The organism is Lentzea waywayandensis, from assembly GCF_900115955.1.
GTDB lineage: Bacteria > Actinomycetota > Actinomycetes > Mycobacteriales > Pseudonocardiaceae > Lentzea > Lentzea waywayandensis.
The window spans coordinates 68,453-86,466 of the sequence record NZ_FOYL01000013.1 but is presented as its reverse complement, the minus strand read 5'-3'; the positions used below and the strand labels follow the sequence as shown (position 1 = coordinate 86,466).

Genomic DNA, 18,014 nt, shown 5'->3' with positions numbered 1-18,014 from the left:
CCTGGAAACGGTCTGGCAGCACATCCAGCAGTTTCGCTGACGGCAGCACCCTCGAAAAGGGGTACACCCCCATCCGGGGGTATACCGGCGGCTCCGGCACTCCCACCCTCTGCGTCATGTCCAGTCACGACATCTACCGCGCGGCCCGCGACCTGATGCTCACGGATCCCGACGCGTTCACCTGGCCGAGCTTCGACGGCGGCTTCAACTGGGCGCACGACTGGTTCGACGTCATCGCGGAGGGCAACACCACCACGGCGTTGCACATCGTCGAGGAGGACGGCTCCGAGCGCGCCTACTCGTTCGACGAGCTGCGCCGCCGGTCGAACAGCGTCGCGCGCTGGCTCGCGCGGCAGGGCGTCGGTCGCGGCGACAGCGTGATGATCATGCTGGGCAACCAGGCCGAGCTGTGGGAGTCGATGCTCGCGGTGATGAAGCTCGGCGCGGTGATCATGCCGACCACGACCGCGCTGGGACCGGCTGATCTCGCCGACCGGTTGCACCGGGGTTCGGTGCGGCACGTCATCGCGCGGGCCGAGGACGCCGGCAAGTTCGAAGAGGGACCTGTGGTGATCACGGTCGGTGGCACGGGTCCGTTGGACCACGCCGAGACCGCCGAGGTGCCGGACCACCCGTTGCCGCACCCGAAGACCACGGCGGACGACCGGCTGCTGCTGTACTTCACGTCCGGCACGACCAGCCGTCCCAAGCTCGTCGAGCACACCCAGGTCTCGTACCCGGTCGGGCACCTCACGACCATGCACTGGATCGGCGTGAAGCCCGGCGACGTGCACCTCAACATCAGCTCGCCCGGCTGGGCCAAGCACGCCTGGAGTTGCTTCTTCGCGCCGTGGATCGCCGAAGCGACGATCTTCGTCTACAACTACGCCCGGTTCGACGCGGCCGCGCTGCTCGGCCAGATCCGCGCGAAGAACGTCAGCACGTTCTGCGCGCCGCCGACCGTGTGGCGGATACTGATCAAGGCCGACCTCAGCGGCGGGCCGGGCGGGTTGCGCGAGGTCGTGGCCGCCGGTGAGCCGCTCAACCCCGAGGTGATCGAACAGGTCCAGAAGCAGTGGGGCCTGACGATCCGCGACGGGTTCGGCCAGACCGAGACCACGCTGTCGGTCGGCAACGTGCCGGGCGCCGAGGTGAAGCTCGGCTCGATGGGACGGCCGTTGCAGGGCGTTCCGGTCGTGCTGGTCGACCCGATCACCGGCGAACTGGCTCAGGAGGGCGAGATCTGCATCGACCTCGCGCAACGCCCGATGTCGTTGATGGTCGGCTACCACGGCGACGACGAGCGCAACGCCGAGGCGATGGCCGGCGGTTACTACCACACGGGCGACATCGCGAGCCGTGATGACGACGGCTACCTGTTCTACATCGGGCGCACGGACGACGTGTTCAAGGCGTCGGACTACAAGATCTCGCCGTTCGAGCTGGAGAGCGTGCTGATCGAACACCCGGCGGTCACCGAGGCCGCGGTCGTACCGGCGCCGGACCCGCTGCGGCTCGCCGTGCCCAAGGCGTACGTGGCACTGAGCGCGGGCTGGGAGCCGACTCGCGAGACGGCGCTGGAGATCCTGCGGCACGCCCGCGAGAACCTGGCGCCCTTCCAGCGGATCCGGCGGCTGGAGTTCTTCGAGCTGCCCAAGACCGTGTCGGGCAAGATCCGGCGCGTCGATCTGCGGACCCGGGAAGAGAAGGGCTTCGACGGACCAGGGGAGTGGCGGGACGATCAGTTCCCCGAGTTGCGCGCCTAGCATCGGTCGTGTGGGGAGATCCGGGGAAGTCGTTGTGCCACGGCAGTTGCCTGCCAGACCGCCGGTGTTCGTGGGGAGGCTGGACGAGCTCAAGGCGCTGGACGCGATCGAGTCCGGGGTGGCGGTGATCGGCGGGCCCGGCGGGTTCGGCAAGACGTCGCTGGCCGTGCGCTGGGCCTACGACAACCTCGACCGGTTCCCCGGCGGCCAGCTCTACGTGAACCTGCGCGGGTTCGACCCGGCCGCCGAACCCTCGTCACCGGCGGTGGTGCTGCGCGGTTTCCTGGACGCGCTGGGCGTGGTGCCCGAACGGATCCCGGACGACCTGGAGGCGCGCGGCGCGTTGTTCCGCGGGCTGGTGGCCGACCGGCGGATGCTCGTCGTGCTCGACAACGCCCGGGACGAGGAGCAGGTCAGGCCGTTGCTGCCCAGTGGAGCCGACAGCCTGGTGATCGTCACCAGCCGCAACCGGATGCACGGCCTGGTGGCGTACGAGCAGGCCCAGCCGCTCACCGTGCCGGTGCTGGCGGAGGACGAGGCCGTCGCGCTGCTGGCGCTGCGGCTCGGTGCCGACCGGCTCGGCGACACCGAGGCCGTGGCGGAACTGGTGCGGTGCTCCGGCGGGCTGCCGCTGACGCTGGCCGTGGTGGCCGCGCGGGTGTTGTCCTATCCGGCGTTTCCGTTGCGGGCGCTGGTGGACGAGCTTCAGAACGAACGTCTCGACGCGCTGGATGCCGTGTTCTCCATGTCCTACAACGCGCTGCCGGACGACGCGGCGCGGCTGTTCCGGTTGTTGGGCGTCCATTGTGGACCGGATTTGGACGTGCGGGCGGCCGAGGTCCTGCTGGAAGGCCAGGCGCGCAAGCCGTTGGCGGAGCTGACCCGCGCGCATCTGGTGGACGAGCACGTGCCCGGCCGGTTCCGGCTGCACGACGTGCTCAGGGCGTTCGCGGCAGACCTGGCGACGGAGGACGAGGCACGGCCGGCTTTGCGGCGGCTGCTGGACCACTACCTCCACACGGCCTTCGCGGCGGAACGGTGTCTCGCCCCGCATTGGCCGTCGATCGACGTCGAGTCGTCTGCGTCGTTCGGCGGGTACGAGGAGGCGCAGGCGTGGCTGGAAGCCGAGCTACCGGTGCTGCTCGCGGCCACAGACCTGGCCGTGCGGAAGGGCTTCGACGTCCACGCCTGGCAGCTGCCGTGGACGATGTCGACCTTCCTGTACCGCTGCGGCCGATGGGACGACCGGGCGTCCACCCAGCACCTCGCCCTGGCCGCGGCGAAACGGCTGGGGGACCGGTCCGCGGAGGCGGTCACGCTGCACCTGCTGGGGCGCGGCAAAGCCATGCTCGGCGATCACACTGGCGCGCAGGCCGACCTCGCGAGAGCCTTGGAGCTGCACCAGGGCGACGCCGTGAACGTCGGTGTCACGCACTTCTCGATCGCCTGGTCGCACGCGATGGCCGAGGACTTCACCACGGCACTCGCGCACGCCCAGAAGGCCCTGGAACAGTTCATCACCACCAGGAACCCGTCGTGGATCGCGCTCATCCAGGGCGCGCTCGGGTGGGCCAACGCGATGATCGGCGACCTCGACGCGGCACTCGATCACTCCACCGAGGCGCTGCACCGGTTGCGCGTCCTGGGCGACCTCGACGGCGAGGCGTACGCGCTGCGCACGCTGGGACACGTCCACCACAAGCTCGGCGAGCACGAACGCGCCGCCGTGGTGCTGTCGCTCGCGGTCGACCAGCTCGCGGGGCTGGGGGAGCGGTACGGCGAGGCGCAGTGCGCGGGTGATCTCGGCGACGCGCTCGCGGCCGCCGGAGACACCGAAGGCGCGCGTCAGGCCTGGTCGCGGGCCGAAGCGCTGCTCACCAGGCTCGGGCATCCCGATCTGGAAGGCGTTCGGGCGAAGCTGATCGACTCTGGTGTGGCGGAGCGATCACTGGAAACGTGAGGCGCTCACGACGACAGGGAGCACGAGCATGGTCCGCAAGATCTCAGGACGTCCGGCGGTGATCACCGGGGCGGCCTCGGGAATCGGCCGCAGCCTCGCGCAGCGACTGTCCCGGCACGGTTCGCCGGTGATCATCGCCGACGTCGACGAGATCGGCCTGGAGGAGACCGCCGCGTCGCTGAAGGGCCCGGTGCTCAGCCGGATCCTCGACGTCCGGGACGCCGACGACGTGCAGCGGTTCGCCAAGGAGGTGCAGGCCTGGCTGGACCTGCCGCTCGCGGCCGTGTTCAACAACGCGGGCGTCGCCACGTCCACGTCGGTGCTGAACTCCGTCGCGGAGGACGACTCCTGGCTGTTCGACATCAACTACTGGGGTGTCGTCAACGGGACGCGGGCGTTCCTGCCGTTGCTGGTCAAGCAGAACTACGGCGTCATCGTGAACACCTCCAGCGTGTTCGGGCTGTGCGGCATGCCGAACCAGAGCGCCTACTGCGCCGCGAAGTTCGCCGTCCGCGGCTTCACCGACTCGCTGCGCCAGGAGCTGCGCGGTACCGGCGTCTCGGCGGTCGCCGTGCACCCCGGCGGCATCAAGACCAACATCGTCCGCAAGGGGCGCTTCCACACCGAACTCGACGAGCAGGGCCGGTCGCTGGAGCAGATCGCGGCGGACTTCGACAAGATCGCGCTGACCACCCCCGACAAGGCCGCCGAGGTCATCCATCGCGGGGTTGAAAAGGGAAAGTCGCGCGTGCTGGTCGGGCCGGACGCCTACGTGTTCGACGCGCTCGCCCGCATCACGCCGACCCACTACTACACCATCATGGCGCGCCTGTTCGAACGGTGAGGCATGATCCTCGCCGTGGCTTCGGAAACGGTCGTGCGGCGGACCGAGCAGTGGTTCGTCCGGCAGGGCGCGCCGACCATGATCGAGGGCTACGGCTTCCAGTCGCACGTGCTGCCGCGAATGCTGCCGGCGCTGACGTTCGTGGCGGTCGGCAGCCTCGCCTGGCTGGTGCTGCTGCGGTCCGCCGGTCTGTCGAAGTGGGTGCTGCTCGGCGTGATCGTCGCGGTGATGGTGTCCGCGTGGTTCCTGCTCTCGGTGTTCGTGCGGCGGTTGCCGAGCTTCTCGCCGCGCATGACCGTGGCGGTGCTGGTGGCGTACGCGGCGATGCCGGTGATCGTGCCGTTGCTGCAACTCGCGATCGACGAGAAGGTCACCACGCCGGGAGCCGAGGATCCCGAGACGGCGTGGTGGGTGACCGCGTTGTGGTTCATCGTCTTCTTCGGCGTGGCGTTCGTGGCGACGATGCTGGCGACCACCTACGGGCTGGGTGCGTTGCTCAAGGCCGCCATCCGGCACGTGATCGCCGACCTGAGCAACAGCGTGCACCTGCTCGGCCGGGCGTTGCCGCCGATGCTGTTCGTGACGTTGTTCCTGTTCTTCACCGGTGAGCTGTGGCAGGCGATGAACCAGCTGCGCTGGCCTCGGGTCAGCCTGGTCGTGCTGCTGTTCGCCGCGATCACCGTGCTGGCGGCGGCCGCCCGGTTGCGCGACGAGATCGGCCGCGTCGAACAGGACCTGCGGCCCGAAGTGTTGCAGGTCGCCTGCAAGGGCACGCCGCTGTCCGAAGTGGAGATCACCGAACCGTTGCAGCCCAAGCGGTTGAACGGCCGCCAGACGCGCAACCTGCTGGTGGTGCTCGCGATCCGGCAACTGGTGCAGGCCGCGGTGATCGGGCTCGCGCTGTTCGCGTTCTTCGTGGTGCTGGGCCTGATCGTCGTGACGCCCGCGATCGCCGAGCTGTGGATCGGGGAGCCGCCGAAGATGTCGTGGCTGGGTGTGCCATCCGCGATGTTGCGCAACGCCACGCTGTTCGCGGCGTTCGGCAGCATGTACTTCTCGGTGACCTCGATGAGCGACGCCGATCACCGGCGCCAGTTCTTCGCGCCCGTGATCGAGAAGGTCGAGCGGACGCTGGAGGTCCGCGCGGTGTACCTGGACGTCAGAGAGCGGGCTGGAGCGTGAGCTTCGCGTCCTGGCTGGGCGGCACGCCGAACTGGCGGCGGTACTCGCGGCTGAACTGCGACGGGCTGTCGTAGCCGACGCGGTGGCTGACGCTCGTCACGTCCCTGTTCGTCGCGAGCAGCAACCTGGCCTCCTGCAACCGGATCTGCTTCTGGAACTGGATCGGGCTCATCGCCGTGACGGCCTGGAAGTTGCGGTAGAACGCCGACTCGCTCATGCCCGCGATCCGCGCGACGTTCTCGACCTTGAACGACTCGGCGTAGTTCTCGCGGATCCACCTGACCGCTTTGGCGATGTGGCTCAGGCTGCTGTCCTGGGTGCCGAGCTGACGGACGACCGCGCCCTGCTCGCCGGTCATGACCCGCCAGAGGATCTCCTGCTTGATCAGCGGGGCCAGCGCTCGCGCGTCCCTCGGCTGGTCGAGCAGGCGCGCGAGCCTCGTCACGGCGTCGATCAGCTCCGGGCTCGCGTCGCTGACGGCCAGACCTTCCGGGGTGCCGGCGGGTTTCGGGAGGTCGTTGGTCAGGAGCAGTTCGGCGACCTTGTCCGGCTTGAGGACGAGGCCGATGCCGAGCGCGGGTTCGGAGGGGCTGATGTCGACGTAGTTGCCGGTGATCGGCATGTCGACCGAGGCCACCAGGTACTGGCCGGCCCGGTAGTCGTAGACGCGCTCGCCCAACGCGATCCGTTTGCGGCCTTGGGCGACGAACGCGAGGATCGTGCCGGACATCGACGGCGTGGGCGGCCCGCCGGCCGTGGTCCTGGAGACCAGGACGTCCTCGATGATCGAGGTCATGTCCGGCCTGGCGTGCTTGGCGAGCAACGCGCGTAATTCGTCCACGAGGGTGATGCTCCCCGCTGGTGGGGGGATCAGGCAAGTCCGTCGGCGAACGTGAGTGCTTCCGCGAGCGGTTTGCGGTGGAGGTCCGGCACCTCGCAGTCGTCGGCCGGGTAGCCGATCGGGAACAGGATGTACGGCCGTTCGCCCTCACGTCCGAGGAGATCGGTCAGGAACGTCATCGGGTTCGGGGTGTGCGTGAGCGTCGCCAGGCCCATCGAGTGCAGTGCCGCGATGAAGAACCCGCAGGCGATTCCGACGCTTTCGTTGGTGTAGTAGGTCTTCTTGCCGTCCTGGTGCTTCTGCGCGAACGCGACCACCAGCCAGGGCGCGACCTCCAGGAACTCCTTGTCCGCGTCGGTCTCCAGCCGGGCGAGCGCCGCGTGCCAGTCCGGGATCTCGCGTTCGTGGTAGAAGCGGCGTTCCTCTTCTTCCGCCGCTGCCCGGATGCGGTTTTTGAGCTCCGGGCTCTGGGTGGCGACGAACCGCCACGGCTGCTGGTGCGCGCCGCTCGGGGCGGTGTTGGCGGCGTGGACCGCGAGTTCGATCGCTTCTCTCGGGACCGGGTCGGGGGAGAACCAGCGCACGGACCTTCGCTCGTCGAGCAGGCGGTGGAACGCCCTGCCGCGGTCGAGTCCGTCCTCGATCGGCAGCCGGGGCGGCGTGTACGGGATGAACGGGTGGGTGTGCGATCGGGTCACCGCTCGGACGATGCCGTTGAGGGACTCTTTTGGCCAGTTCACGTTTCTTCGGTCAGTTATAAGCTCAGCTCATGAATCTGCCCAACGTGACGGTGCGGCAGCTCGAATATCTGATCGCGGTGGCCGAGACGGGCTCGCTGACGTCCGCCGCGTCGCGTTGCCACGTCTCGCAGGGCGCGATCTCGCTGGCGTTGAGCGAGTTGGAACGGGTGCTGGACCTGCGGCTGGTCATGCGATCGCCGCGCCGAGGGGCCGCGTTGACGGCGGCGGGCACGCAGGTTCTCGCCGACGCTCGCCGAGTCGTCGGGGCGATGGGGGATCTCGGTGCCGAGGCGCGCGGACTCAGTTCGACCGTGAGTGGTGTGCTCACCGTTGGTTGTTACGCGCCCATCGCGCCGTTTCACCTGCCCGCGGCGATCGCGACGTTCGAGCGCGCGCATCCGGAGGTGTCGGTGCGGTTCGTGGAGGGGAGCCTGCCGGAGATCGGCGAGGATCTGATCTCCGGGCGGTGCGAGATCGCGTTCCTCTACGACCAGGACCTGCTGCCCGGCATCGAGACCCGGACGTTGTACGACCAGCCGCCCCGGATCCTGCTGCCCGCCGATCATCGGTTGCGGCGGCGCCGTGCGGTGGCGTTGAGCGAGCTGGCCGGCGACCCGTTCGTGCTGCTCGACGTGCCGCCGAGCGAGCGCTACTTCCGGTCCGTGTTCGCCGCCGCTGGTGTCGAGATGGTCGTGACGCATCGGGCGCGCAGCTTCGAGCTCGCCCGGTCGCTGGTGGCGCGCGGCATCGGCTACTCGATGACCGTCCAGCAACCGGCGTTGGCCCGGTCGTACGAGGGGCTGGAGGTGCTGGCCCTGCCGTTGCGCGACAACGTACCCACCACACCCGTGGTGCTCGGCTGGGCGAGTGGGCCGTTGACGCGCCGCGCGCAAGCGTTCGCCGAGCACTGCGCCGCGCTGTTCCGGTAGGTCAGATCGCTCGCGCGATGGCGATGTTGCCCGCCAGCCGGTCCCCGGCCTCGTAGATCATGTACTCCCGGCCCTGGTAGGTGCCGAACGACGGTGCGGCGGCCCTGCCGTTGTCCGGTGACCCGGACGTCGAGTCGTGGAAGACGCCCAGGTGGTTGCGCTTGCTGAAGTCGAGGCCCACCTCGGTGATGAGGATGTTGCCGCCGCTGCCGATGTCGGTGTTGTAGACGACGTAGACGCTGTTGTTGCGGAACAACAGGTGCGGCCCGCCGACGTTGACCGCGCCCACGTCCTGGTGCCGGACGAGCGGGGTCTGGGCGAACGTCCAGTCGCGTGCGTTCGGCGACCAGCCCCAGCCGATGTCCCGCCGGTTCGTGCTGTTGTTGATCATGAACACCATCACGTACCGGGCGCCCCGCGACGGCAGGTCGTGCCGGAACACCCTCGCGTAGGAGGTCTCGGTGGTGCCCGCGGGCTGCAGGCGCGTGGACAGGACCTCCTTCTCGTAGGAGAAGTGGATGCCGTCGGCGGAGCTGGCGAGCCGGGTCACGGTGTTCTCGCCGTGGAAGTACAGGTACATGCGCTTGACGTCGTCGTTCCACATCGCGTGCGGCGAGGACACGTGGGACACGGAGTATTCGCCGGGCCAGTTCCGCGAAATGATCGGGTTGCCGGCGTACTCGGTGAACTCCTCGTCCAGTGTGTTCGCGTAAGCGAGGCAGATTCCGCCTGGTGCGTCGTGGGGCGCGTAGTAGAGGTAGTAGGCCGCGAGTGCGCCGGAGATCCGATCTTTTGTGCCGCGAATGGTGGGAAAGATCAATTCGTTGGTCGGGTTGTAGCGAAGCTTGTTCTTCACCAGGGCGAGCCTGCTGTACCGGTAGTCCGGGAAGCCCGCCGGCGCCGCGACGGCAGGCGCGACTCCCGTCAGCAAGGCCGCTCCGGCGGTGCCCAGTAACAGTTGACGACGGTTCGGTGGCATGGGGCGCTCCTTCGCTTCGGGGACTCCGGGGTGATCCGGACCGTAGAGCCGAAGATGCGATGAAACAAGACTGTAATACGTATTATCACGAGAGGCGGTGCCTCGGTCGGGTCCGCGCGGGGTGTGGTGGACGAAGGTGGGTCGCGCTCCCGAATACTCTTCGCGAGCCAATTTGCCAAGTCGGGAAGTCCTAAACATTTCGGCTGGATCGAGAAGTATTTGGCGGTAAGGTCCAGACCAGTTGATCGTCCAGATGAGATGAGACGCATTTCTCGGAAAGGACGTCGTCGAATGACGAACAACGGTCTGCTCGACGAAGTTCGCCGCACCCGGTTCGAATTGGTGCGCAGTGGGCGGTGGAATGAGGCGGACCAGCTCGCTCGCGACGCGGTGCCGGGACTGGAGCCGGCCGCCGTCGCGTACCTGCCGGGGCTCCCGAAAGCGCGCGGGCGATCCGATCCAGACCTGTTCCGGGCGGTGCAGGCGGCCAATCGCGGCACCGGCCGTGCCGAGGCGTCCGGCATCGCCCAGCGCGTGCTGGCCTCGGCCGGGTCGCTGGACGCGGGCACGTTCTGGCAGGCGCTGACGGTCCTGATCCACGCCGACGAAGTCGCTCTGGCGCACCGGTACTGGGCCGCGGCCACCGGCCACGACCTCCTCGGCGGACGGGTCATGCTGCTGCGCGGCGATCCGCGCGCGGCGGTGCGGCTGCTGGACGGCGCGCTCGGCCGAGGCATCCGGCCGCGGGTGGTCGCGGTCGCGTGGCTGGTCCTGGCGCTCAGGGAGACCGGCGAGTTCGCCAGGGCGCACGCCGTGCTGGAGACCGAGCGACTGACGGGCCCGTTGCCCGAGCGTCCGGACAGCGCCGAGCTGTGCTTCGCCCGTGGCCGGCTTCTGCTGGCGCAGGGACAGAGCGCCCTGGCGCTGGACGACTTCCTCGACTGCGGACGGCGGCTCGCGACGTGGGGTGTGGTCAACCCGGCGGTGGTGCCCTGGCGGTCGTCCGCCGCCCTGGCGGCCGCCGATCTCGGAGACCTCGTGCTCGCGCGGATCTGCGCGGACAAGGACCTGGTCGCCGCCAGACGGTGGGGCGGGCCGAGGGGAATCGGACTCGCCCTGCACGCCTGCGCCCTGGCGCGCGGCGGTGACGACGTCCTGCTCGAGGAAGCGCTGACCTGCCTGGGACGGGCCTCGACCGCGGGTGAGGCGCTGCGTGCGCGCCACGACCTGGCACAGCTCCTGCTCGCGCGCGGTGCGATCGAGCGGGCCCGCGAGCACACCCGGCGGCTGCGGGAGGCGAAGTTCTGTCCACAGTGGACTCGTGAGGCGGACGTGCTGGCGTCGCGGCTGTTGCGCAACGACGGCGAGTCCGCCCTGAGCGGACAGGAACGCAGGATCGCCCTGATGGCCAGGTCGGGGAGGTCGAACCGGGAGATCGCAGCCGAGCTGGGCCTGACCGTGCGCACCGTCGAGATCCACCTCACCGCCGTCTACCGCAAGATGGGGGTGGCGGGGAGACCGGGTCTGCGCCGGGCGCTCGTCCCCACGGCGTGAGGTGGTCGCCTGGTCCGGACCCCGAGTGCCCGGCGGTCGTCTCGGCCGGTCTGCTCGCGGCGGGGGAGAACTGGACCGAGGCCGTCCAGACGGCCGAGCGGGCGTTGGCGGCGCCCGGTTGCCGGGAGAGCGCGTCGTGCGTGTCGCGCGCGTTGGGGACGCTGGTCTGCGCGGGTGAGCTCGTGGCCGCCGACGCGCACAGCCTGGCCCTGCTCGACGAGAGTCCCGGCGACCGGGTTATGGCGGAGCACGTGCTGCTCGCCCGAGCCGGCGTGGCGCGCCGCACCGGCGATCTCGCGCGGTGCTCGTCACTGCTGGACGCGTTGCGGGACAACGGCGACGAGGACGAGATCCGCCCGGTGGTGCTGCTCTGGTCGGTGGAGTTGCTCGTCGCCCGAGGAGAACCGCGGGCCGCCGAGGCCGTGCTGCTCGACCACGAGGCCGACGCGAAGATCCAGGCCTTCCACCCCGACCGTGCGCTGCTGCTCGCGGCCGATGCGGTGGTGGCGATGGCGACGGGCCGCCCGCGGGACGCCCTGGCGGGTCATCTCGCGTGCGGGCGGGAGTTCATCGAGGCCGGTGTCCTCAACCCCGCCGTCCTGCCGTGGCGTTCCTGGGCTTCCCGCGCGGCCCTGGCGTGCGGTGACACCGATGAGGCCGTGCGCCTGGCGAGGGAGGAACACACCGCCGCGGCCCGGTGGGGCGAGCCGGGAGCCCTGGGCTGGAGCCTGGCGGCGGTCGCGGCGGCGAGTGCTCCTGGTGGCGAGGACCTCGTGGCGTACGAGCGGGCGATTCGCTTGCTGGAACTGGCGAACGCCAGGATGGAACTCGCGGAAGTGCTCTACGACTACGGCGTTCGGCTCACCGCACACGGCAAGCAGGCGGCGGCGTACGAGATCTACGCGCAAGCGCGCGCCACGGCCCTGGACATCGGCGACACCGCCATCGTGCGGCGTGCGGAAGAGGCCATGAGCGGCGCCGCGGCGTGCGGCGGTGAGCCGACGCTGACGCCAGTCGAGACGGAGATCGCCCGGCTCGTGCGCTCGGGCTTGCGCAACAGGGAGATCGCGGTTCGGCTCGCGATGGCGACACGGACCGTCGAACTGCACCTGACCAGGGTCTATCGCAAGCTGGGGCTGTCGGGCCGACGGGAGTTGCGGGCCACCGGGTGGGCCGGGCTCCACCAGAAAACCTTGCGGGCTCACCGTGATGCCCCCGCGGGCTCCTCGGGGTGATCGTGGAGCCCTGAGGGAGGAGCCCGCAGATGCTCACACGACTACTCGCGACCTTGTTCGCGCTCACGTTCGCCGTCGCCGGCGTGCCGACCGCGAACGCGGCGATCGACCACACGGTCACCCTGGTCAACAACACCGGGCAGACGATCTGGGTCGGCAGCACGGTCAACGCGGACGGTTCCAAGGCGCTGACGAACCTGCCGACGCTGCGCAACGGCCAGTCCGCGACCATCACGATCCCCGAGACCTCCGCACCCGGCCACTGGCGCGGCACGTTCTTCGCCCGGCAGGGGTGCACCGGTACCTCCGGCTCGAACTTCCGTTGCGCGGTAGGCGATTGCGGTGTGCAAGCCGCCCGCTGCGTCACCGGGGAACAGCCGGCCAGCCTCGCCGAGTTCAACTTCGACTCCCGGGACCGGCTGGCCCCCTGGTACAACGTCAGCTACGTCAACGCGTTCTCCGTGCCGGTGTCCATCGCCGCGGTGAACGCGGTCGTACCGCCGGGGTCCACCTCGTGCGGCACCGCCGGGTGCACCGAGAACCTGTTGCCCCGCTGCAACCCCGCGTACGTCAAGTACGGCGCCAACGGTCAGCGCGTCAACTGCGTCAACCCCAACCGCGACGCGCCGACCGACTACAGCAACACCATCAAGTCCCGCTGCCCCAAGGCCTACGCCTGGTCCCGGCAGGACACCGAACCCGGCAACCAGACCGTGTTCCAGTGCGCGAACTGCAGCGGCTTCAAGGTCACGTTCCACTCCGTCGCCTGAAACGGTCCCCACCGCGAAAGGAAATCCATGAGGTCCACCGCCAAGGTGCTCGGCGCCGTCGCGTCGGCCGCGATCCTGTCGTTCGTGTTCTCCGGCACCGCCTCCGCCGTCAGCGGCACCGCCAGCTACTACAACGACGCCGGCTACGGCGCCTGCGGCACCAAGATCAACGCGGCGACCGAGCTGCTGGTCGCGGCTCCCGCCGCGCTGTGGACGACGCCCAACCCGAACAACGACCCGTTGTGCCGCAAGTCGATCCGGGTCACGCACAACGGCAAGACCATCACGGTGCGGATCAAGGACAAGTGCCCGAGCTGCGCGAGCAACAAGATCGACCTCAGCCAGCCCGCCTTCTCCAGACTGGCCAACACCTCCGTCGGCATCATCAACGTGACGTGGCAGATCGTCTGACGTCGTGCACACCGAGGGGGAGCCGCATCCCGGCTCCCCCTTCTCTCACAGGAGATCAACCATGTTCGCGTTGCGCACCTCCCTGCTCGCCGCCGCGACCCTGGCGCTGGCGGCCACACTCACACCCCAGGCCACGGCGGCCACCGTGCAAGAGGACGTCATCGCCCGCACGAACGCCGAACGCGCCAAGGCCGGATGCCCCGCCCTGCGGCAGAACGCCGCGCTGAGCACCGCCGCACAGCGTCACTCGGCCGACATGGCCACGAAGAACTTCATGAGCCACACGGGCTCGGACGGCAGCACCATGGTCATCCGGATCGAACGGGCGGGCTACACCCGATGGACCAGGGCCGCCGAGAACGTCGCCGCCGGGCACGCGACCGCCGCCGACGTCGTGCGCGGGTGGATGAACAGCTCCGGGCACCGCGCCAACATCCTGAACTGCGCCCTGCGTGACATCGGTGTCGGCCACCAGTACCGGCAGAACACCCGGTACGGCCACTACTGGACGCAGGACTTCGGAACGCGCTGAACCGCGCACGCCGAGCGCTGCGCCACCCTCCGCCACCCCTGATACGTTGCCTGGTGGTCGGGTCGCTGAGGATCCAGCGCCCAGCGAGAAGGGTTGGCTCGATGAGCTTGCTGCGCAGCTACGTGTCGGGTGGGTGGCACACGCCCTCGGTGGAGGGCGCGCCGTTGCACGACGCCGTGACGGGCGAGGAGATCGCGCGGATCTCGTCGGCGGGCGTCGACATGGGGGCGGCGCTGCGGTACGGGCGCGAGGTCGGCGGGCCCGCGTTGCGCGAGCTCACCTTCCACCAGCGCGCGCAGCTGCTGAAGGCTCTCGGGCTGTACCTGAAGGAGCACAAGGCCGAGCTGTACGCGCTGTCCGCGCGTTCCGGCGCGACGAAGTCCGACTCGTGGATCGACATCGACGGCGGCTTCGGCGTGCTGCTCGGCTACGCGTCCAAGGCCAAGCGCGAGCTGCCGAACGATCGCGTGTACGTCGACGGGCCCGTCGAACCGCTCGGACGGGGCGGCACGTTCGTCGGCCAGCACATCTGCACGCCTCTGCACGGTGTCGCGGTGCAGATCAACGCCTTCAACTTCCCCATGTGGGGGCCGCTCGAGAAGTTCGCGCCCGCGTTCATCGCCGGCGTGCCGTCGCTGATCAAGCCCGCGTCCCAGACGGCGTACGTGACCGAGAAGATGGTCGAGCTGATGCTCGCCTCCGGGCTGCTGCCCGAGGGGTCGTTGCAGCTGGTCTGCGGTTCGGCGGGCGACCTGCTCGACCACCTGACCGAGCAGGACCTGGTCGGCTTCACCGGCTCCGCGTCCACGGCCCAGCAGCTGCGCACGCACCAGGCCGTGATCCGGTCGTCGGTGCGGTTCAACGCCGAGGCCGACTCGCTGAACTGCTCGATCCTCGGCCCGGACGCGGTGGCCGGCACGCCCGAGTTCGACCTGTTCGTCGGTCAGCTCGTGGCCGAGATGACGACCAAGGCCGGGCAGAAGTGCACGGCGATCCGGCGCGCGCTGGTGCCCGCGTCGCTGATCGACGAGGTCGGCGAGGCGGTGGCCGCGAAGCTGGCCGAGGTCGTGATCGGCAACCCCGCCGACAAGTCCGTGAAGATGGGCGCGCTGGCCGGGCTGGAGCAGCGCGAGGAGGTGCTGCGGTCGCTGAAGGCGTTGCGGGAGAACGCCTCGGTCGTCTACGGCGACGGTCCTCTGTCTCTTGTGGACGCCGACGCCGAGCGCGGCGCGTTCATGTCGCCGATGCTGCTGCGCGCCGCCGCCGACGCCGTGCAGGCGCACGAGGTCGAGGCGTTCGGGCCGGTGTCGACGCTGATGCCGTACGACTCGATCGACGACGCCGTGACGCTGGCCGCGCGTGGTGCCGGTTCGCTGGTGGGCTCGATCGTCTCGGCCGACACGGACTTCGTGCGCGACGTCGTCATCGGCGTGGCGCCGTGGCACGGCCGGCTGCTGGTGCTGGACCGCGAGGACGCCGGCGAGTCGACCGGGCACGGCTCGCCGCTGCCGATGCTGGTGCACGGCGGACCTGGCCGGGCCGGCGGCGGTGAGGAGATGGGTGGCATGCGCGGCGTGCTGCACCACATGCAGCGCACGGCCGTGCAGGGCAGCCCGCGCGCGTTGAGCGCCATCACGAACCGCTGGGTGACGGGCGCGCCTCGCCGTGAGGACGCCGTGCACCCGTTCCGCAAGACGCTCGCCGAACTGCGCCTGGGCGACACGGTCGTGGCCGGGCCGCGTGAGGTGACGCTGGAGGACATCGAGCACTTCGCGGAGTTCACCGGCGACACGTTCTACGCGCACATGGACGAGGAGGCCGCCGCGGCCAACCCGTTCTTCGGCGGCCGGGTCGCGCACGGCTATCTCGTGGTGTCGTTCGCGGCGGGGCTCTTCGTCTCGCCCGAGCCCGGACCGGTGCTGGCGAACTACGGGCTGGAGAACCTGCGGTTCGTCACGCCGACGTTCCCCGGCGACCAGCTGACCGTGACCCTGACGGTCAAGCAGATCACGCCCCGCGAGGACCAGGAGTACGGCGAGGTCCGCTGGGACGCGGACGTCGCGAACCAGAAGGGCGAGTCGGTCGCGAAGTACGACGTGCTGACGCTGGTCGCCAAGAGCTGAGGCGGTTCCGCGCGGGGAGAGGCTGGCTCTCTCCCCGCGCGACGTTGGACCGCGGCCGCCGGCAGGGTGTGCGCTCTCCGTGGGCGAGCACCGGGTGTCGTTGTCGGAGGCGGGTTCGGCGGCCTGAGCGTCGTGCGCGGGCAACGCAACGCGCACGTCCTGCTGGGCGAGGTCACCGGGTTCGACACGGCCTCCAGGCGCGTGCACGTCGACCTGACGGATGGGGGCGCTGCTCGGTCACCGACGACGTCTTCGCCATCGGCGACATGGTGAACCTGAACGACCTGCCGGGCATCGCCGACCCCGCACTCCAGGCGGGCCACCACGTCGCCCGCGTGATCAAAGCACGCCTGAAGGGCCGCAGGGCCGAGCCGTTCCGGTACCTCGATCTCGGCACGATGGCCACCATCTCGCCTGGTGACGCCGTCGCGGACATCAAGAGGCTGCGGCTGAAAGGCCTCGTCGGCAAGGCGGCGTGGGCGGTCGTGCACATCGCGTTCCTGGCCGGGTGGCGCTACCGGGTCGCGGTGCTGTCGCAGTGGGGCTGGAACCTCGTCACCGGCCGCCGCGCGCAGCCGATCATCCTGGAGCCGGTGCGCGCGATAGAGCGGAAATAGCGTCCGCGGCTAGCGTCCACCCGAAGCCGAAGGCTGGTTCGGTGCTCTCCGTGGTGGACAAGCGGAAGTGGACGTATGTCGAACCTGGTGAACCAACTGCCCGTCGAGGTCGTGCGCTGGCCGGTGGACGCGGCGGCTCGGGAGGCGTGCCAGCGCAGCGGGACGTTGTGCCTGCTCGTGCTGGAGAAGAACGTTCCCGCGCCCGTGCTCACGGACATGCGGGAGGACTGGGTCCGCGCGCCGGTGCCGCATCAGGACCTGGCCGTGCGCATCGCGATGCTCAGAGCCCGCGCGGCCCGCTACGCCGTGCCGGAGCTGGACATGTCCGGCATCCTGCGGTTCCGCACGCGGTCCGTCGTGCTCTCGCCGACGGAACGGGCGTTGGTCGGCGAACTCTTACGTCGCTTCCGGTCACTGACGACACGGGAGGACCTGCTGCTCTGCCTGCCCACCAAGGACGGCGACACCAGCAACGCCCTGCACCTGCACATCATGCGGTTGCGGCGGCGGATCTCCCCGCTCGGCCTGGTCATCAAAACCCTGTGGAACCAGGGCTACCAGCTGGGCCCGGCGGGTCCGTAGAGGTTTGGCCACGGGTAACCGAAGAACGTGAATACGGAGCTGCTGGGCATCTACCTCAACGACCACCTCGCCGGTGCGATGGCGGGCACCGAGCTCGCCCGTCGCATCGGCCGCACCCACCCCGAGCTGCGGGTTCTCGCGGACGACATCGAGGCCGACCGCAAGGAACTGCTCGACCTCATGCGTGAGACCGGCGTCGAGTCGCGTCCGCACAAGGAAGCGCTCGGCTGGCTGACGGAGAAGGCGGGCAGGCTCAAGTTCAACGGCAGGGTGCTCGGCCGTTCGCCGCTGAGCGACGTCCTCGAACTGGAGACCCTGCGCGTCGGCATCGAGGGCAAGACCTCGCTGTGGCGGACGTTGCGGCAGCTGGGAAGCTTCGACGACACGCGGCTGGAACGGTTGGAACACCGCGCCGTGAGCCAGGCGGAGCTCGTCGACCAGTACCGGCTCCACCTCGCGCCGCGGGCGTTCAACTCGCCGCACGTGTCCGGTGTGGACGTCGAGCGCACCTTCACCGTCGCGTCCACCCCCGAGGGCGTCGTCGAGTACCTGCGCGACTTCTCCCGTGCCGAGCAGTGGGATCCGGGCACCGTGTCCTGCACGCGCCTGGACGACGGCCCGGTCGAGGTCGGTTCGCGCTGGCGCAACGTGTCGCAGTTCCTCGGCCGCAAGACCGAGCTCGTCTACGAGCTGACCCGGGACGACCCGCACGGCCTGCAGTTCGTGGGGCGCAACGACACCGCCACCTCCACCGACGACATCTCGATCTCCGCGGGGGACGCGCCGGGCACGGCCAGGATCGCCTACCGCGCCCACGTCGAGTTCAACGGGCTCGCGCGGTTCGGGGCGCCGGTGGCGAAGCTCGCGCTGGAGAAGCTGGGCAACGACACCGAGAAGAACCTGGTCCGCGTGCTCGGGCCGGTGCGCTGAACTCAGTCGTCGCGGACCG

17 protein-coding genes are annotated in these 18,014 nt (G+C 69.7%); 14 read left to right on the top strand and 3 right to left on the bottom strand.

The features are described 5' to 3' along the window. The first annotated feature begins 116 nt into the window (after positions 1-116). From BM417_RS36720 to BM417_RS36705, 4 genes are read left to right on the top strand one after another with little or no spacing between them, the layout of a single operon-like run. The gene (locus BM417_RS36720; protein ID WP_093604078.1) at positions 117-1,766 is read left to right on the top strand and encodes an AMP-binding protein; all 1,650 of its coding nucleotides are present in this window, start codon (positions 117-119) and stop codon (positions 1,764-1,766) included. A 34-nt stretch (positions 1,767-1,800) separates the two neighbouring features. Then, the gene (locus tag BM417_RS36715) at positions 1,801-3,726 is read left to right on the top strand and encodes an ATP-binding protein (protein ID WP_245822464.1); all 1,926 of its coding nucleotides are present in this window, start codon (positions 1,801-1,803) and stop codon (positions 3,724-3,726) included. Positions 3,727-3,754: 28 nt separating this feature from the next. Further along, entirely contained in the window at positions 3,755-4,570 is an 816-nt protein-coding gene (locus BM417_RS36710; RefSeq protein ID WP_093604074.1) for an SDR family NAD(P)-dependent oxidoreductase, read from the top strand. A gap of 15 nt (positions 4,571-4,585) precedes the next feature. Beyond that, the gene (locus tag BM417_RS36705) at positions 4,586-5,752 is read left to right on the top strand and encodes a hypothetical protein (RefSeq protein ID WP_143138962.1); all 1,167 of its coding nucleotides are present in this window, start codon (positions 4,586-4,588) and stop codon (positions 5,750-5,752) included. Here the strand turns inward: BM417_RS36705 and BM417_RS36700 are convergent. Together BM417_RS36700 and BM417_RS36695 are read right to left on the bottom strand one after the other, a co-directional pair. Continuing rightward, positions 5,730-6,593 (bottom strand): AraC family transcriptional regulator, encoded by an 864-nt coding sequence (locus BM417_RS36700; RefSeq protein WP_245822462.1) that lies wholly within the window; start codon positions 6,591-6,593, stop codon positions 5,730-5,732. The two genes, BM417_RS36705 and BM417_RS36700, sit on opposite strands and share 23 nt — an antisense overlap. 29 nt (positions 6,594-6,622) lie before the next feature. Beyond that, complete coding sequence (locus tag BM417_RS36695; protein ID WP_093604456.1) at positions 6,623-7,291, bottom strand: nitroreductase family protein; 669 nt, start codon at positions 7,289-7,291, stop codon at positions 6,623-6,625. Positions 7,292-7,362: 71 nt separating this feature from the next. Here BM417_RS36695 and BM417_RS36690 point away from each other — a divergent pair, with 71 nt between their 5' ends. Next, entirely contained in the window at positions 7,363-8,262 is a 900-nt protein-coding gene (locus tag BM417_RS36690; protein ID WP_093604070.1) for a LysR family transcriptional regulator, read from the top strand. A gap of 1 nt (position 8,263) precedes the next feature. Here BM417_RS36690 and BM417_RS49500 read toward each other — a convergent pair whose 3' ends face one another. After that, positions 8,264-9,241 carry a hypothetical protein gene (locus BM417_RS49500; protein ID WP_093604068.1) on the bottom strand — a complete coding sequence of 326 codons (978 nt, stop codon included), beginning with the start codon at positions 9,239-9,241 and terminating at the stop codon, positions 8,264-8,266. 291 nt (positions 9,242-9,532) lie between these two features. Here BM417_RS49500 and BM417_RS36680 point away from each other — a divergent pair, with 291 nt between their 5' ends. From BM417_RS36680 to BM417_RS49495, 9 genes are all read left to right on the top strand, one after another. Then, a complete protein-coding gene (locus tag BM417_RS36680) occupies positions 9,533-10,795 on the top strand; it encodes a helix-turn-helix domain-containing protein (RefSeq protein WP_177320801.1) in 1,263 nt (420 codons plus the stop codon). Further along, entirely contained in the window at positions 10,792-12,030 is a 1,239-nt protein-coding gene (locus BM417_RS36675; RefSeq protein ID WP_093604064.1) for a helix-turn-helix domain-containing protein, read from the top strand. Before BM417_RS36680 ends, BM417_RS36675 begins: the two co-directional genes overlap by 4 nt. Before the next feature lie 29 nt (positions 12,031-12,059). Further along, on the top strand, positions 12,060-12,800 hold the full coding sequence (locus BM417_RS36670; RefSeq protein ID WP_093604062.1) for a thaumatin family protein: 741 nt from the start codon (positions 12,060-12,062) through the stop codon (positions 12,798-12,800). Between the two features lie 27 nt (positions 12,801-12,827). Then, on the top strand, positions 12,828-13,211 hold the full coding sequence (locus BM417_RS36665; protein WP_093604060.1) for a cysteine/serine endopeptidase inhibitor: 384 nt from the start codon (positions 12,828-12,830) through the stop codon (positions 13,209-13,211). Positions 13,212-13,272: 61 nt separating this feature from the next. Beyond that, entirely contained in the window at positions 13,273-13,743 is a 471-nt protein-coding gene (locus BM417_RS36660) for a CAP domain-containing protein (RefSeq protein ID WP_093604058.1), read from the top strand. A 101-nt stretch (positions 13,744-13,844) separates the two neighbouring features. Beyond that, positions 13,845-15,866: a phenylacetic acid degradation bifunctional protein PaaZ gene (gene paaZ, locus BM417_RS36655; RefSeq protein WP_093604056.1), complete on the top strand. Its 2,022-nt coding sequence runs from the start codon at positions 13,845-13,847 to the stop codon at positions 15,864-15,866. A gap of 266 nt (positions 15,867-16,132) precedes the next feature. Then, positions 16,133-16,483: an NAD(P)/FAD-dependent oxidoreductase gene (locus BM417_RS36650; protein WP_093604054.1), complete on the top strand. Its 351-nt coding sequence runs from the start codon at positions 16,133-16,135 to the stop codon at positions 16,481-16,483. 75 nt (positions 16,484-16,558) lie between these two features. Then, positions 16,559-17,065, top strand: a complete 507-nt coding sequence (locus BM417_RS36645; protein WP_093604052.1) for a helix-turn-helix domain-containing protein — start codon at positions 16,559-16,561, stop codon at positions 17,063-17,065. Positions 17,066-17,092: 27 nt separating this feature from the next. Further along, the gene (locus BM417_RS49495; protein WP_245822460.1) at positions 17,093-17,995 is read left to right on the top strand and encodes an SRPBCC family protein; all 903 of its coding nucleotides are present in this window, start codon (positions 17,093-17,095) and stop codon (positions 17,993-17,995) included. The last annotated feature ends 19 nt before the right edge of the window (positions 17,996-18,014 follow it).